The sequence below is a fragment of the Sulfitobacter sp. GN1-4 genome (assembly GCF_055693825.1).
In genome coordinates this window covers 1,965,391-1,980,862 of record NZ_JBVFUQ010000003.1, presented here as the reverse complement: position 1 = coordinate 1,980,862, position 15,472 = coordinate 1,965,391, and the positions used below count along the sequence as shown (strand labels likewise).

General features: G+C 59.6%; 10 protein-coding genes and 4 pseudogenes. 5 read left to right on the top strand and 9 right to left on the bottom strand.

Annotation, left to right across the window (positions count from 1 at the left end; translation table 11 throughout):
* Positions 1–4 precede the first annotated feature (4 nt).
* Positions 5–565, top strand: a complete 561-nt coding sequence (gene ilvN / locus ACZ1HM_RS10310; RefSeq protein WP_472742694.1) for an acetolactate synthase small subunit — start codon at positions 5–7, stop codon at positions 563–565.
* 6 nt (positions 566–571) lie between these two features.
* On the opposite strand, the gene ACZ1HM_RS10305 is transcribed toward ilvN, so the two are convergent.
* Positions 572–934 carry a hypothetical protein gene (locus tag ACZ1HM_RS10305; RefSeq protein WP_472742693.1) on the bottom strand — a complete coding sequence of 121 codons (363 nt, stop codon included), beginning with the start codon at positions 932–934 and terminating at the stop codon, positions 572–574.
* 191 nt (positions 935–1,125) lie between these two features.
* On the opposite strand from ACZ1HM_RS10305, the gene ACZ1HM_RS10300 reads away from it, so the two are divergent.
* The 3 genes from ACZ1HM_RS10300 (at position 1,126) to ACZ1HM_RS10290 (ending at position 3,428) form a co-directional block, all read left to right on the top strand.
* On the top strand, positions 1,126–1,923 hold the full coding sequence (locus ACZ1HM_RS10300) for a helix-turn-helix domain-containing protein (RefSeq protein ID WP_472742692.1): 798 nt from the start codon (positions 1,126–1,128) through the stop codon (positions 1,921–1,923).
* Between the two features lie 105 nt (positions 1,924–2,028).
* Entirely contained in the window at positions 2,029–3,189 is a 1,161-nt protein-coding gene (locus ACZ1HM_RS10295) for an aromatic ring-hydroxylating oxygenase subunit alpha (protein WP_472742691.1), read from the top strand.
* On the top strand, positions 3,186–3,428 hold the full coding sequence (locus tag ACZ1HM_RS10290; RefSeq protein ID WP_472742690.1) for a hypothetical protein: 243 nt from the start codon (positions 3,186–3,188) through the stop codon (positions 3,426–3,428). Before ACZ1HM_RS10295 ends, ACZ1HM_RS10290 begins: the two co-directional genes overlap by 4 nt.
* Before the next feature lie 229 nt (positions 3,429–3,657).
* On the opposite strand, the pseudogene ACZ1HM_RS10285 reads toward ACZ1HM_RS10290, so the two are convergent.
* The 5 genes and pseudogenes from ACZ1HM_RS10285 to ACZ1HM_RS10265 all read right to left on the bottom strand — a co-directional run bounded on the left by ACZ1HM_RS10285 (position 3,658) and on the right by ACZ1HM_RS10265 (position 11,403).
* Positions 3,658–5,030 (bottom strand): annotated as a pseudogene (locus ACZ1HM_RS10285) (amidase).
* Positions 5,031–5,077: 47 nt separating this feature from the next.
* Positions 5,078–6,202: a peptide chain release factor 2 gene (gene prfB, locus ACZ1HM_RS10280; protein ID WP_472744596.1), complete on the bottom strand. Its 1,125-nt coding sequence runs from the start codon at positions 6,200–6,202 to the stop codon at positions 5,078–5,080.
* Between the two features lie 102 nt (positions 6,203–6,304).
* A pseudogene (locus ACZ1HM_RS10275) lies at positions 6,305–8,856 on the bottom strand (penicillin-binding protein 1A).
* A 123-nt stretch (positions 8,857–8,979) separates the two neighbouring features.
* Positions 8,980–10,167 (bottom strand): N-acetylmuramoyl-L-alanine amidase, encoded by a 1,188-nt coding sequence (locus ACZ1HM_RS10270; protein WP_472744595.1) that lies wholly within the window; start codon positions 10,165–10,167, stop codon positions 8,980–8,982.
* A 94-nt stretch (positions 10,168–10,261) separates the two neighbouring features.
* Positions 10,262–11,403 (bottom strand): annotated as a pseudogene (locus ACZ1HM_RS10265) (pyridoxal phosphate-dependent aminotransferase).
* Between the two features lie 82 nt (positions 11,404–11,485).
* Here ACZ1HM_RS10265 and ACZ1HM_RS10260 point away from each other — a divergent pair.
* Positions 11,486–12,229 (top strand): DsbA family protein, encoded by a 744-nt coding sequence (locus ACZ1HM_RS10260; RefSeq protein WP_472742689.1) that lies wholly within the window; start codon positions 11,486–11,488, stop codon positions 12,227–12,229.
* 228 nt (positions 12,230–12,457) lie between these two features.
* Here the strand turns inward: ACZ1HM_RS10260 and ACZ1HM_RS10255 are convergent, their stop codons facing one another.
* From ACZ1HM_RS10255 to ispG, 3 genes and pseudogenes are all read right to left on the bottom strand, one after another.
* On the bottom strand, positions 12,458–12,898 hold the full coding sequence (locus ACZ1HM_RS10255) for a GIY-YIG nuclease family protein (protein ID WP_472742688.1): 441 nt from the start codon (positions 12,896–12,898) through the stop codon (positions 12,458–12,460).
* A 96-nt stretch (positions 12,899–12,994) separates the two neighbouring features.
* Positions 12,995–14,149, bottom strand: a complete 1,155-nt coding sequence (locus tag ACZ1HM_RS10250; RefSeq protein ID WP_472742687.1) for a DNA cytosine methyltransferase — start codon at positions 14,147–14,149, stop codon at positions 12,995–12,997.
* A gap of 51 nt (positions 14,150–14,200) precedes the next feature.
* Positions 14,201–15,333: pseudogene (gene ispG, locus ACZ1HM_RS10245) on the bottom strand (flavodoxin-dependent (E)-4-hydroxy-3-methylbut-2-enyl-diphosphate synthase).
* Positions 15,334–15,472 lie beyond the last annotated feature (139 nt).

Sequence of the window (15,472 nt, the reverse complement as noted above, 5' to 3'; positions counted from 1 at the left end):
CCAAATGTCCGCACTGAAAATCAAAAAGGGCGCAACATCCCACTCCGCCTACAACCTACGTCCGAATTTCTCTGATGTAGAAGAACGCCATACCCTGGCGGTTCTGGTCGAAAACGAACCGGGTGTCCTGGCCCGTGTGATTGGGCTTTTCTCAGGACGGGGCTACAACATCGACAGCCTCACCGTGGCCGAAGTTGATCATACCGGCCACCTCAGCCGCATCACTATCGTGACCTCAGGCACACCGCAGGTGATCGAACAGATCAAGGCGCAACTGGGCCGTATCGTATCTGTGCATGACGTGCATGACCTGACCGTCGAAGGGGCCAGCGTTGAACGTGAGCTGGCCATGTTCAAGGTCGCAGGCAAAGGCGAGCACCGGGTAGAAGCGCTGCGTTTGGCAGACATCTTCCGCGCCAACGTGGTCGACAGTACGTTGGAAAGCTTTGTCTTTGAAATCACCGGCGCGCCTGAAAAAATCGATGCATTCGCCGATTTGATGCGCCCCTTGGGCCTGGTCGAAGTGGCCCGGACGGGCGTCGCCGCGCTTTCACGCGGCGACTAACCCTCCTTAGCCAAGCCGTGTGCGGCGGCTTGCAAGACTTATCACACTCTGTGCCGGGTCGCTCAACACAGCGGCCCCGCCGCTGCCGGCCGGCACACTATTACCCCTTACGGCGTTGCCCTTTGCGGCCGTAAGCAGGCTGTCCTGAATGCTGCGGCACACCTTTGACCGCAGCAGCCGCGCGCTGTGCGCCCGGCGGATCGACTGATCCACGCTGACCTCAAAATCAACCATGTCACCGGCAGCCAAGGTGGCTTCCTCGCACAGCTGTTCTTCCGCACCATCATAATACGCAAGATCACCATGATCTTCGCACCAGAATACTGCCTTTTTTTCCTCTGAATCGCTCCAAAGTACCAAACCAATCATGCCCCACCCCTTATTGCTTTCTACCGCCTGGCTTTCCTCAGTTAATATGAGGTGAATGGGGCCTAATGACACGGGGGATTTTGTGTCGGCGGCTTAGCAGCGTGACACTATATCGCGTCGATCTTGTTGCTGAATAGCGTCAAGCATGGTAAACGCGTGTCGCGAACAGTTGACAGATTTACCCGATAAAGATGAGTAGACTTCCATTCACGCCAGCCGAATTGCGTTCGGTTTTTGGGGACAACCTCAAGAAGTTAGCGAATGAATATTCGTCTATCACTGATCTTTCGCGAAAATTGGGCATCAATCGAACACAACTTAACCGGTACCTGTCCGGTGACAGCTTTCCACGGCCAGATGTGTTAGCGCAAATTTGCAGTTTCTTCGAGGTTGACGCCCGAATCCTGCTCGAACCGGTCCACAACCTCAAAAGTTCCGACGATCCCATCAACAACGACTATCTGCGCGAGTTTGTGGCCTCCGGCGCCTCCGACGTGCCAGAGACCTATTTCCCCAGTGGCTTTTACCGCTTTTCTCGCCGCAGCTTCATGCGCCAGGACAGCTTTGTCTTGGGCGTAATCCACATCCACCGGCGCGGCAAAAATACCTTCATCCGCGGCTTTGAAAGCAGAAACGCCATGCAGGTGCAGGGCCTGCCAGCAGACGCCGCCGCGCGCGAATTCCGCGGCATCGTCATGCAGCAAGAAGACGGGCTGGTGATTATCGCCTCCCGGCGCAACGCCATGACCTCGTCTTTCAACTACCTCAGCCGGGTGGCGTCTTTTGAAAACAACTACTGGGTCGGCTACATCACCCGCACTGTGCCAGAGGCGGTGGATGGCCATCGTGTGACCCGCATGGTGTTCGAACATCTGGGCAAAAAGCCTGCCGATGCCCTGCCCACCGCACGCGCCACCGGGTTCTACACCGCAGACGCGCTGCCCCCCTTCCACCGCCGTCTCTTGATGCCCGACACGCCTTTTTCCTGACCTTTGCCGCGCGGCAAAAGTGTCGCCCGTGACAAACACCAGTCGCTGGCAGAGATGAGCGCGCGCCCCCTGCCCCTATACTCAGCGCATCTGATGGAGGATGCGATGACACAGAACCCAACCGATCTCAGCCAGGTCCGCCGCAGCATTGAACACGCCCACGGGCTGCCCAATGCCCATTACATTGATGCAGCCATCTTTGAGGAAGAACGCCAGGCCGTTCTCTTTGATCAATGGGCGGGCCTTGGTGTCACTGCCGATGTGCCAGAGATTGGCGATGCGGTGCCGCTGACGTTTCTGGGCATGCCCCTCTTGATGGTGCGCGACAAAACCGGTGAGGTCCGCGTCTTCCAAAACACCTGCCGCCACCGCGGCATGATCCTGGTCTCAGAGCCGCGCAAAATCGAAGGCGCGATCCGCTGTCCCTATCACAGTTGGTGCTATTCTACCGATGGCCGCCTGGTAAGCACCCCGCATGTGGGCGGCCCTGGTCAAAACACCCACGCAGGCATTGACCGCGCGCTCTTGGGCCTCATTGAGATCCGCAGCCATATCTGGATGGATGTGGTCTTTATCAATATCTCCGGGCAGGCCCCCGCCTTTGAAGAGGCGAACGCAGATCTCATCGCCCGCTGGGCTGAATTTGACGCCCCCCTCTATCACGGCGGCGATGACAGCCGCTTCACGCTAGAGGTCGCCTGCAACTGGAAACTGGCGGTTGAGAATTACTGCGAAAGCTATCATTTGCCCTGGGTGCACCCGGGTCTCAACAGCTACTCCCGGCTGGAAGATCATTACCACATTGAACTAAAAGAAAAATACGCGGGCCAAGGCACCCTGGTCTACCGCCAACTTCAAGGCGATGACGGCAGCGTCTTTGCCGATTTCCCCAACCTTTCAGACAAATGGGACACCGCCGCAGAATACATCACCGTCTTTCCCAACGTGCTGTTGGGCGTGCACCGCGATCACACCTTCGCCATCGTGCTGGTGCCCCAAGGCCCCGAACATACGGTGGAAAACATCCACCTTTACTACGCCACCGATACCACAACGCCGCAAATGCGCCGCAAGAACACCACCCTGTGGAAAGAGGTCTTCGCCGAAGACGTCTTTGTCGTGGAAGGCATGCAAAAGGGCCGTCACGGGCCGCAGTTTGACGGCGGGCGCTTTTCCCCCGCAATGGACGGCCCCACACATCTCTTTCACGATTGGGTCGCCGCGCAAATGGAACGCCACCGCGCCACGCCCCAAGCCGCAGAATGAGCGATCTTGACGCCGCACTGCTGGCCGCCCATGCGGCAGGCGACAGGGCGGCGCTGATCGACCTCTATCACCAGGCGGCAACCGCGGCAGAGGCGTCTGAACAGGCCGCCTTCTACCTTACCCACGCCTATGTCTTCGCGCTTGAGGCCGCAGACCCCCGCGCCGAAATCTTGCACCAAGACCTGATCGCAGCAGGCCGCGACGCGCCCCTGCCGCCGCCCCTGCCCCCCAAACGCTAACGTATCCACCGAAACACCGCCTCAGTCTCCTTCCCCCGATCCCTTCTGGACCGGAGCCGCCGTCGCTTGAGCCTGACAGGTCGACCGGGCGGGCTTTGGGCCAGAAAAATTGCCGAGGGCCCCCCTTGGGGGAGACGGCCATTTTACTTGCCCACAGACCGCGCGGGCGGCATGCCGGGATCAAGTGAGGGCGGCTTTGGTCCTTTCTGGATAGGAGAGCTGGAAGCCCTCACACCTCCGGCGGCCGGGCACCAGGCCAGTTGGTGGCCTCGTGCCAACCTTGGGCGAAATCCAACAGCATCTCATCGCGCTGCCAGGGTCCGATCACCTGCAGCCCTGCGGGCAGGCCCTGCGCATCAAAACCGATGGGGATGTTGACCGCAGGCAGGCCCAACAGGCTGGCAGGAACAACAACTTGCATCCAGCGGTGATAGGTGTCCATGGCCACGCCATTGATCTCTTTGGCAAAATCCAACGCAGCCTCAAACGGCCAACATTGCGCTGACGGCAGGACCAAGACGTCATACTGCGCAAAAAGCTGCTCTGCGGTTTGCGCCCAGGCCGTCCGCGTTGCACTTGCGGCATAGACCTCCGCCAAGCTCATCGCCAATCCCCGCGCAATCTCCCAAACCGCCGTGTCCTTCAATTGCGCGCGCATCCCTGGATCGTGGTAGAGCGCGGCACTGCCAGAGGCGATGGAGAACGACCGTAGGGTAATCCAACTCTCCCAGATTGCCTCGGCATCAAACGGGGCCTGTACGGGTTCGATGTCATGCCCAAGACCCGCCATCTGATCCAGTGCGGCCTCAGAAGCCTCCATGATCCCGGGTTCCATGGGCAAAGCCCCGCCCCAATCACCCAACCAGCCCACGCGCAGGCCAGTGGCGGCGCGGGGGCTGGGCCCGCCGCCTCTCCGGCCATGGTGCGCAGCATCGCAGCAAGATCACCGGGCGTGCGCGCCATCGGCCCTGATGTCGCCAAATGCTGCTGGAAATCATCCCCGCTTGCCTCGCCCCGGATACGCCCCCAGGTGGGCCGCAGCCCGTAGACATTGTTCCATCCCGCCGGATTGCGCAGCGATCCCATCATGTCAGAGCCATCAGCCACGCTCAGCATCCGCGCCGCCAGGGCCGCTGCCGCCCCGCCTGAAGATCCGCCTGCGGACCGGGACGTGTCATAGGGGTTGCGCGTCACCCCATGCACCGGGTTGAACGTGTGACTGCCCAGACCAAACTCTGGCGTATTGGTTTTGCCGATGATGATGGCTCCCGCCGCGCGCAGCCGCGCCACAAAGGCGTCATCCTTGGCCGAGACTTGCTGGGCAAAAATCGGCGAGCCGAGGGTGTTCAGTATCCCCTCTGCATTGGCCAAATCCTTGATCGCAATCGGAATGCCGTGCAGCCAGCCGGTGCGGGGTGCCTCATCCGCACGCCGCGCGTCAGCAAGAAGTGCGTCCGCCGCGCGCAGGGACACCACGGCGTTCACCGCACCGTTGACGGCGTCAATCCGTGCCAATGTGGCCTGCATCAGCTCCACCGCTGACAGCTCTTTACGCTCAAGTGCCTCAGATAAGGCCAGCGCGGAGTGTTCCAGAATATCCATGCCCAGACCGGAACAAGTTAACGCGCAAAAATCAAGGGCGAAGCGGCCTATTCGCCTTGGGCTTCGGCCCGGCTTTTGCCGCTGACCGCCAGGGCCAGTGTGGCCCCCATCAGCCCGTCCAGATCCCCGTCCAACACACCTTTGGTGTCTGAGGTCTCAAAATTGGTGCGCAGGTCTTTGACCATTTGATAGGGCTGCAACACATAAGACCGGATCTGATTGCCCCAGCCCGCGTCGCCTGCGCTTTCATGCGCTTCGTTCACCAGGGCTGAGCGTTTGTCCAACTCCAGCTGATAGAGCCGCGATTTCAACGCCTTCATCGCAATGTCGCGGTTCTGGTGCTGCGATTTCTCTGAGGATGTCACCACGATGCCTGTGGGATGGTGTGTGATCCGCACCGCCGAATCCGTCGTGTTCACGTGCTGGCCACCCGCACCGGAGGAGCGGTAGGTATCAATGCGAATATCAGCCGGATTGACCTCAATCTCGATGTTGTCATCGACAACCGGATAGACCTTCACAGAGGTAAAAGACGTGTGCCGCTTGGCCGCAGAATCAAAAGGAGAGATGCGCACCAACCGGTGCACGCCGCTTTCCGATTTCAGCCAGCCATAGGCATTGTGGCCTGCGATCTTATAGGTCGCCGATTTGATCCCCGCCTCATCACCTGCGCTTTCGGCCTGCAGCTCAACCTTGTAGCCCTTGCTTTCAGCCCACCGCACATACATCCGCGCCAGCATGCTGGCCCAATCACAGCTTTCTGTGCCCCCGGCCCCTGCGTTGATCTCAAGAAAGCTGTCGTTGCTGTCGGCTTCGCCGTCCAGCAGCGCCTCCAGCTCTTTCTGCGCGGCCTTTTCAGCCAGCGCTTTCAGCGCCGCTTCGGCCTCATCCACAACCTCTTGGTCTTCTTCCATCTCGCCCAGCTCGATCAACTCGATGTTGTCGTTCAGCTCTTGCTTGATACCCTCATAGGTGTCGATGGCATCGACCAGGTTCTGACGGTCGCGCATCAGCTTCTGGGCGGCCTCCGCGTCGTCCCACAGATTGGGGTCCTCAACACGCGCGTTGAATTCTTCCAGCCGGTGCGGGGCGGTTTCCACATCCAGACGCTGCGCGAGCAATTCCAAGGACTTGGTGATCAGGTCTGCTGTGTTTTGTGCCTCTGCGCGCATCTCTTTGCCCTTGTTTGCTGCCGACAAGGACATAGACCAGCCCCGCCCCATCAGCAAGGTGTCCGCGCGGCTTTCAGGCCGCGCGCCTTGGGATCCCGATTGTTAGTAAAGCCCGCCCGAGGAAAGCGAGCCGAAAGACGCCTTTGGCCCCACAACCGCCTTTTTGCCGGTGGATGTGGTGACTTGCTTGGCCACGCGGTCCGCCTCTTCGAATAGCGGCAGGTCCGCCCCCATGGCAAAGCCACCGTCAAAGGTGATGCCAAAGATCGGCTCTTCTCCGTAGCGGAAGCATTCAGAGACGACGTTTTTGCCAGAGGCCTCGCCGCTCAGCCGGGCACCGGTGAAACGGTCAATGTTGATGAACTCACATTCCTCAGGCACCTTGAACGCCCCGCCGCCGTATTTTTGCACCGCTTCGCTCATGAACCGCTGGAAAACCGGGCCGCACATGCCGCCGCCCGACGCGCCCCGACCCATGGGACGGGGTTGGTCAAACCCGATGTAGCAGCCCGCCACGATGTTTGAGGTAAAGCCAACAAACCAGACGTCTTTGGCATCGTTTGTTGTGCCCGTCTTGCCCGCTGTGGGCACCGGCAGGTTAATTGCTTTGGCCGCTGTCCCGCGATCCACCACGCCTTTCATCATCGACGTCAGCTGATAAGCCGTGACCGGGTCCATCACCCGCTCCCGGTTGGACACCACCTTGGGTGCCACACCGGGCGACAGGCTTGCCAATTGGCAATCAGGGCACAGCCGGTCGTCGTGTTTGTAGACGGTGCGCCCATAGCGGTCCTGCACGCGGTCCACCAAGGTGGGCTGCACCCGTTCGCCGCCGTTTGCGAACATCGCATAGGCGCTTACCATTTGATAAAGCGTCGTTTCCTGCGACCCCAGCGCATTGGCAAGCACGGGCGACAGCGCGTTATAGACGCCAAAGCGTTCGGCATAATCGCCCACAATTTCCATCCCCACCTCTTGCGCGAGGCGGATGGTCATCAAGTTACGTGATTGTTCGATCCCGGTGCGCAGCGGCGTGGGGCCGTAAAACTTGTTTGACGCGTTCTTGGGCCGCCAAACGCCTTGAGGCGTGTTGATCTCAATCGGGGCGTCCACCACGATGGTTGCAGGCGAATAGCCACTGTCCAGGGCCGAGGCATAGACAAAGGGCTTAAAGCTGGAACCCGGCTGGCGCTGCGCCTGAGTGGCGCGGTTAAAGACCGATGCCTGATAGGAAAAGCCGCCCTGCATGGCGATCACACGTCCTGTGTTGGCGTCCATCGCTACAAAAGCGCCCTGCACCTGCGGCACCTGCCGCAGCGTCCAGCGGATGAAACTGCCGTCCGCATCTGCGGTCATCCGGCGCACCAGCACCACGTCGCCCACCTCAAGCAAATCGCCCGCAACACGAGCCTTGGGCCCGAGTGAGCCATCCTCACGCAGTTTGCGCGCCCATTGGGCGTCTTTGGCGGGGATGAAATGCCCATCGGCATCGTCTTCGACCCCCTCAATCCCGATGCGCGCATCGTTCTGCCCGACCTCCAGCACAACCGCCGGATACCAGGGTTTTCCAGATCAATGTCACGCGGCACCGTCAGCTCAGCCAAGGCTGCACGCCAGGCCTCTTCACTGCCCAACTGATCTGTCGCGATCTTCTGGCCCGTACCGCGCCAAATGCCGCGGCCCCGGTCGTATTGTTCCAACTGGCGGCGCAAGGCATTTGCCGCAATCGGCTGCATTTCGTTGTCGATCGTGGCGCGGACTGTCAAACCACCAGTAAAGAACTCGCCCTCGCCAAAGTCACGGCTCAGCTGGCGGCGGATTTCATCGGTAAAGTAGTCCCGGGGCGGCAGTTCCGCCTTAAAGCTTTCAAAATCGCCATTCTGAACGGACCGCAACGGCTGCGCACGCTCAACCTCATACCGGTCTGCGTTGATATAGCCGTTCTCGTACATCTCTTTGAGCACGAAATTGCGCCGCGACATCAGCCGGTCTTTGCGGCGCACCGGATGGTAGTCAGAGGGCGCTTTGGGCAAAGAGGCCAGGAAAGCGGCTTCATGCGGCGCAAGTTCGCTCAGGGTTTTGTTGAAATAGGTCTGGGACGCCGCCGCCACACCATAGGAGTTCTGGCCCAGGAAGATCTCATTCAGGTACAGCTCAAGGATCTGTTCCTTTTCCAACGTCTCTTCCAACCGGGCGGCCAGAATGATCTCTTTGATCTTACGCTCTGCCCGGCGGTCGCCTGACAGCAAAAAGTTCTTCATCACCTGCTGCGTGATGGTCGAGGCCCCGCGCACGTCCCGCCCGCGTGAGCGCACCGCATCCACCGCCGCCGCTGCGATACCGCGCAAGTCGTAGCCGTCGTGGTCATAGAAATTCTTGTCCTCGGCGGAAATAAACGCCTGTTTCACCAGCGGCGGGATCGTATCGGCAGGCGCAAAAAGCCGCCGTTCCTTGGCAAATTCGTCAATCAGACGCCCCTGGCCGGAATAAATCCGGCTGATGGTTGGGGGCGTATATTGTGCCAGACTTTCATGGCTTGGCAGGTCACGGCCATACATCCAAAAAATCGCACCGATGGTCAGCGCGACCATCGCCACGCCCATCGTTACGGTCGTAAAGATACCGCCCAGAAAAGAAAGGATAAATCTGAACACCTGTGTCTGCCCTTTAGTCGGCTTCGTTAAATTCAATCATATGCGGAATCGCCGCGATGGTCAAAACATCCACCCAATTGTGATCGGCCAAACCCCGCCCAATCACGGGGAAAATTTCGGCCCTTATTGCCGCACCAACGGTTGCCGCGTGGCATCCAGATCGCGCCAGGCCAAAATCGCATTCGCCATGGCCTCAACCATCACAGAGCGCCAGATCGGATCGCGCAGGTTTTTGAAGTCTCTGTCGGAACTTAGAAAGCCAACTTCAACCAGTATCGAAGGAATGTCAGCGGACTTGAGCACCGAAAACCCTGCCTGCCGCAGGGGGCGTCGGTTCATCGGGCCGCCCGCATCGGCCATGCCTGCCACCATCACCTGCGCCAGATCTTGCGACCGTGGCTCTGTTTCCTGGCGCGCCAAATCCAGCAAGACCCCCGCCACCTCATCGTCAGAGCCGGTCAAATCAGTGCCTGCGATGATGTCTGATCTGTTGTGACGTGCCGCCAGATGCGCGCTTGCGGCATCGCTGGCCTCCTCAGACAAGGTATAGACCGTCGCCCCCCGCGCGCCCCCCTGGCTGAGGTTGTCCGCATGCAGCGACACAAAGACATCCGCCTGCGCTTGATGGGCAATGGCCACGCGCGCCTCAAGCGCGACAAACACATCCTCAGAACGTGTCATGACCACATCGACCCCTTCGCGCAAAAGCGCCTCTCGCAAGGCCCTCGCATAGTTCAGCATCAGCTCTTTTTCTTTCACGCCCTCCCGCTCGGCCCCCGGATCAATCCCGCCATGCCCCGGATCAAGCGTGACGACAAACCGGTCCTCCGCCGCAGGGGCCGCCACGACAGGTTGGGTCAAGGCAACCGCCCAAGCTGGATCAGGCGGGGTGCCCAGGGCTGCGGCAAAAGTTCCCTCATCCGCTGTGGTTAGGGTGATGTGCAGCTCAGCCGTGCCGCTGGCGGCATCAATCGGCAACCCGATCTCTTTTGGCACCATCGGCTCAGACAGATCCGCGACAAGCCGGGACCAACCGGGGCGAAACGCCCCAAAGCGCACTGCGGCCACGCGCCCCGCCTCAGGCAATATCGCCTCAGGCGTCACGCCAGCCCAATCCGCCTCTTTGAAATCCACCACCAGCCGTGCAGGCGCATCCAGCAGAAACACCCGGAACGGCACCCCCTGACTAAGCCCGATCTGCAGTTTCGTGGTGCCAAACCAGCCATCCGTTATGCTGCTGCGTGCAGGATCCACACGTGCAAGCGCGCTCAGCTCCTGCGCCGCAAGGTGCACTGACCCCAAAAACAGCATCGCCACTGCCAGCAAAAATGCCCGTATCATTGTACCGCTTTTTTGTTTTTTCGTGGCGGCAAGTCTAGCAGTTCTACCCCGTGCAATCCAGCGTTCAGCGCGTCTGCAGGAACGCTTTGAGCCGTTTGAGACCCTCTTCAATATCGCGGGTGCTGCGCGCATAGGAAAAGCGCAGCGTTCGCCCCCGCGTATAGGGTCAAAGTCCAGGCCAGGTGTGACCGCCACACCGGCCTTTTCGAGAATTTCAGACGCAAAGCTTAGACTGTCATCGGTCAGGTCTGAGACATCGGCATAGACATAAAACGCACCATCGGGGGGCGCATAGCTCGTAAAGCCTGCATCCGCCAAACCGTCCAGCATCAGCTGCCGATTGGCTCGGTAGACATCCATGTTGGCCTCTAACTCTTCCCCGCAATCCATCGCGGCCAAGGCGGCCACCTGACTGGCATGAGGGGCGCAGATGAACATGTTTTGGGCAATCCGCTCCACCACGCGCACATGGTCTTGGGGCACCACCATCCAGCCCACACGCCAACCCGTCATGGAGAAATACTTGGAAAATGAATTGATCACATAGCAATCATCCGTCAACTCCAGCGCCGTCACCGCTTTTTTCTCGTATTCGATGCCGTGATAGATTTCATCTGAGATGAAAGACGTCCCCGCCGCCGCACAAGCCTCTACCAGCGCGCCGAGTTCGGATTTGCCCAGCATCGTGCCAGTGGGATTGGCCGGTGAGGCTACCATCAGACCGGCCAGGTTTTGGCCCGCCAGATCTGCCGCCACCGGTTGAAACCGGTTTTCAGCCGCAGTTTGGATGTCCACCGGCGTGAGCGCCAGCGCCTTAAGGATCTGGCGGTAGCTGGGATAGCCCGGTGCCCCAATGCCAACCCGGTCGCCGGTATCAAAAAGCGCCGTGAAGGCCAGAATAAAGCCGCCAGAAGACCCCGGTGTGATGACAACGCGGTCGGGGTTTAAATCTACGCCGTACCATTCCCCATACATCTGCGCGATCCGCGCCCGCAACGCGGGCAGCCCCAGCGCCACCGTGTAGCCCAGTGCACCTGCGTCCATGGCTTGGCTTAAGGATTGCCGCGCCCCCAACGGTGCGCCGGTGCCAGGCTGGCCTACTTCCATATGGACAATGTCGCGCCCCGCTGCCTCAGCGGCGGCGGCCGCTTGCATCACATCCATCACAATAAAGGGATCGACTTGGGACCGGGTTGAATTCCGCATGCGCTTGCTCCTATCAATGGCCCGTGTTTCACTGTCTTTCGCCGGTGTCGTCAACCCGGTGCAGCCCAACAAGGATTTTCCCATGCGCAAGCTTTTGATGGCCCCGCTTTTGGCCGCCGCCCTGGCCCTGCCCGCCGCCGCGATGGACCTCAAGGCCCTGACAGACGAAGAACGCGCCCTGTTCCGGGCCGAAGTCCGCGCCTATCTGATGGACAATCCCGAAGTGATTATGGAAGCGGTGGAGCTGTTGCAAACCCGTGAGGCAGAGCAACAGGCACGCGCCGATTTGACGCTGGTCTCTGACAATGCCGCGGCAATTTTCGACGATGGTTATTCCTGGGTTGGCGGCAACCCTGATGGGGACATCACACTGGTAGAGTTTCTGGATTACCGCTGTGGCTATTGCAAGCGCGCCCATGATGAGGTGAGCAAGCTGCTGACATCAGACGGAAATATCCGGCTGATCGTAAAGGAATTCCCTATTCTAGGAGAGCAATCCGTGCTCGCCTCACGATTTGCGGTGGCCACAAAGCAGATTGCGGGCGATGACAGCTATAAGGCGCTGCATGATGCGTTGATGGAATTCAACGGTCAGGTCAGCCTGCCTGCCCTACAACGCCTTGCCGCAACATTCGGTCTGGATGCAGACGCCATCACCACGCATATGGACAGCGATGCCGTGACGCAGGAAATCGCCACCACCCGCGCCTTGGCGCAGCAATTGCAGATCTCTGGCACGCCGACCTTTGTGGTGGAGGATGAGCTGCTGCGGGGCTTTTTGCCCTATGATCAGATGAAAGCGCTGATTGCGGAAAAGCGCGGGTAGTCTGAGCGTTTTTGACAGGAGACGGGCTCCGCGCGAATTCGAAGCCTTCAAAGGCTTCGTTTCGTTTCCTTCAAAGGAAACGAAACACCCCACCAACCAAACGGCAAACCGAAGCCTTCAAAGGCTTCGCCCCGTTTCCTTCAAAGGAAACGTCACACCCCACCAACAAAACGCCAAACCCGAAGCCTTCAAAGGCTTCGCCCCGTTTCCTTCAAAGGAAACGTCCCACTACAAAAACGTCCCGTGATAACTCACCAACCGCTGGAAATGCGCCTCCAGCGAGCGTTTCAAATGCGCCGCGTCCTTGACCGTTAAAATATAATCCACCAGCAAATTGTACTGTTGAATCTGCCGCGGCAACCGCTGCGCAGGATCCAAACGCAGTTGACGGTCGGCCTCTTCGATCACCTGTATCTCTTGCCGTTGGGGCCAGACCACCTCCAGCATGCCCGCCGCGAGGCTCTTGCCGTTCATCAGCGGCTGCTGTGCGTCATAATGGGCAAACACCGCCTCTTCCAGCGGTTGAACCTCCTCCACCGTCTGCACCGGCCAGGCCCAGACAAAAGCGATCTCCCAGACATCAATCTGCCGGTTCGCAATCACGTCAGAACGGGCCGATGTCAGATGCCGCCGCACCCGGTTGCGAATGCCGTCCACGGACTGGCCCACATAAATTGGCTGTCCGTCTAGATCACACAGCGCATAGACGCCGATCTCATTGGTCAGCGCCGCCAGCGCACTGGGATCGATGCTCCTGCGCGCGGCTCACGCCACCTCGCGGCGCAGGTCCGCCTGCAAGATCTTTTGAAACACTTCTTTGTCCAAATACCGCACAATGGGCACTGCGACCCCGTCCCCTGCGACGTGATAGGCCTGATTATACCGCGCAGGCATCTGGTAGCGCTCAGGCAGGCCCATCAGACGGGCCACCTCTTTGCTGGAGAGAAGCCGCGCGCGGGTTTCATTGCCCTTCACAAACATGATCGTCTGGCGGGATGAGCCGCCCGCCGGGGTCCGCAAACACCCCGCCAGCCCGTCAAACCGGATCTCTGCGCGCTGCCGGTTTTGGCCATCGGCCCCTGGTCGCCCACGTTTGTAAAGCATGCCAATCTCAGACGCTCCGCTTTCGCGGGCCTGCGCCACTCTGGCCTGGCTGGGGGCGGACATCAGCGATAACAGCCGTGTCACCTCACCTTCCTCAAGCCAGGCTGTGTTTGGGCTCTCATCCACGATGTGATGCAACGCCTTGCGCCGCGCAGGCGGCGGGCTGTGGTGCCACCAGACCCAATGCTGGCGCAGCGCTGCGGGCAACCTTTGTACAAAGCTTTGGATTTTGCTGGTATGGAAAACCCCATCTGGACCCGCAGTCGTCAACCCGTCCAAGGACACGCCCTGCTGCACGCCCACAACAAACAGCCGCGGGCGGCTTTGCGGCAGGAACCGTGCCGCATCAATCTCCATCGCGCCCACGCGGTACCCTAAGTCCGCCAGGGTGCGCAGAACTTCCGCAAAATCACGCCCCGCATTGCGGGTCAGCAGCCCCACGACGTTCTCAAATGCGATGATGCGCGGTGCCGTCCCCTGGGCCACAGCGGCGCGGATCAAACGCACCCATTCCACAAAGACACCGCTGCGCGCACCCGACAGCCCCTGCCCCTTGCCTGCCAATGAAAAATCCTGGCACGGGCTGGAGGCCCAATAAAGATCAAGATCACCCGGAACCGCGTCTGAGCTGAGCAGTGCCACATCCGCCTCTACCAGACCCTGCTTGCCCCAGTTTTCAGCGTAAACCGCACATTTCATGGGGTCGATGTCATTGGCAAAGGCACAGGTCCAGCCGCGCGCCAGCCCGGCACGTACCATGCCGCCGCCACAGAAAAACTCGGCAAACCTTGGGGGCTTATCCAGCTTAGACACCATATCTATGTCTAGTCACCGACAGACCCGCTGTCGATGCAAAAACGCGTCGGTTTACTCAGCCGCTTGCGCTGTCTGCGCTGCCTGTGCGTCCAACTCAGCAGCCTTCTTTTCAACTTGCTCCACAATGTGCTCAATCATCGTGTCGTTGTCTTGTTTGTGGCTTGTTTTGCCCGCCAGATAGACCATGCCAGAGCCTGCGCCACCGCCGGTAAAGCCGACGTCCGTCATCAACGCCTCACCGGGGCCGTTGACCACGCAACCGATGATGCTGAGGCTCATGGGCGTCTTGATATGCTCCAGCCGTTTTTCCAAAACCTCAACCGTTTTGATCACGTCAAACCCCTGCCGCGCGCAAGAAGGGCATGAGATGATGTTCACCCCCGGTGCCGCAAACCCAAAGACTTCAGGATCTCATAGCCGACCTTAACCTCTTCCACCGGATCAGCAGAGAGCGACACACGGATTGTATCGCCGATCCCCATCCACAGCAGGTTGCCCAGGCCAATGGCCGATTTGATCGTCCCGCTGACCAACCCACCCGCTTCGGTGATGCCAAGGTGAATGGGGGCATCCGTGGCCTCAGCCAGTTGCTGATAGGCGGCTGCGGCCATGAACACATCAGAGGCTTTGCAGCTGATCTTGAACTCGTGAAAATCGTTGTCTTGCAGGATCTTAATGTGATCGAGACCGGATTCCACCATAGCATCTGGACAGGGCTCACCGTATTTCTCAAGCAGATGCTTTTCCAAAGACCCGGCATTCACCCCAATACGGATGGAGCAGTTGTGATCCCGCGCCGCCTTGATGACTTCTTTGACGCGCTTTTCATCACCAATGTTGCCTGGGTTGATGCGCAAACAAGCCGCTCCTGCCTCAGCCGCTTCGATGCCCCGGCGATAGTGAAAATGAATGTCCGCCACGATGGGCACGGAAACCTCGGGCACAATCTCTTTCAGCGCCTTTGAGGATGCCTCATCCGGAACGGAAACCCGCACAATGTCAGCGCCCGCCTCAGCTGCGGCCTGCACCTGTTCAATGGTGGCCTTCACATCCGTGGTTAACGTGTTCGTCATGGTCTGCACCGTGATCGGCGCATCGCCCCCCACCGGTACGTTTCCGACCATGATCTGCCGGGATTTCCGGCGATAAATGTTACGCCAAGGACGGATATGGTTCAGCGACATGAGCCTGACCTTTTTGGTGGGTTTCACACTACGTACCTAGTCAAAGGGCACATCTAGCGCAATCCTGTCAAGCAAAGTTGACACAAGGGCAAGGGACAGCGCAAGGCCACAGCCTCAGAATTCATGGTGTTTCAAGAGC

What these genes read in the sequence shown, in the direction of transcription:
- ilvN (WP_472742694.1), top strand. Translation starts at nt 5, where the DNA reads ATGTCCGCACTGAAAATCAAAAAGGGCGCAACATCCCACTCCGCCTAC.
- ACZ1HM_RS10305 (WP_472742693.1), bottom strand. Translation starts at nt 934, where the DNA reads ATGATTGGTTTGGTACTTTGGAGCGATTCAGAGGAAAAAAAGGCAGTA.
- ACZ1HM_RS10300 (WP_472742692.1), top strand. Translation starts at nt 1,126, where the DNA reads ATGAGTAGACTTCCATTCACGCCAGCCGAATTGCGTTCGGTTTTTGGG.
- ACZ1HM_RS10295 (WP_472742691.1), top strand. Translation starts at nt 2,029, where the DNA reads ATGACACAGAACCCAACCGATCTCAGCCAGGTCCGCCGCAGCATTGAA.
- ACZ1HM_RS10290 (WP_472742690.1), top strand. Translation starts at nt 3,186, where the DNA reads ATGAGCGATCTTGACGCCGCACTGCTGGCCGCCCATGCGGCAGGCGAC.
- prfB (WP_472744596.1), bottom strand. Translation starts at nt 6,202, where the DNA reads ATGCGCGCAGAGGCACAAAACACAGCAGACCTGATCACCAAGTCCTTG.
- ACZ1HM_RS10270 (WP_472744595.1), bottom strand. Translation starts at nt 10,167, where the DNA reads ATGCTGTTTTTGGGGTCAGTGCACCTTGCGGCGCAGGAGCTGAGCGCG.
- ACZ1HM_RS10260 (WP_472742689.1), top strand. Translation starts at nt 11,486, where the DNA reads ATGCGCAAGCTTTTGATGGCCCCGCTTTTGGCCGCCGCCCTGGCCCTG.
- ACZ1HM_RS10250 (WP_472742687.1), bottom strand. Translation starts at nt 14,149, where the DNA reads ATGGTGTCTAAGCTGGATAAGCCCCCAAGGTTTGCCGAGTTTTTCTGT.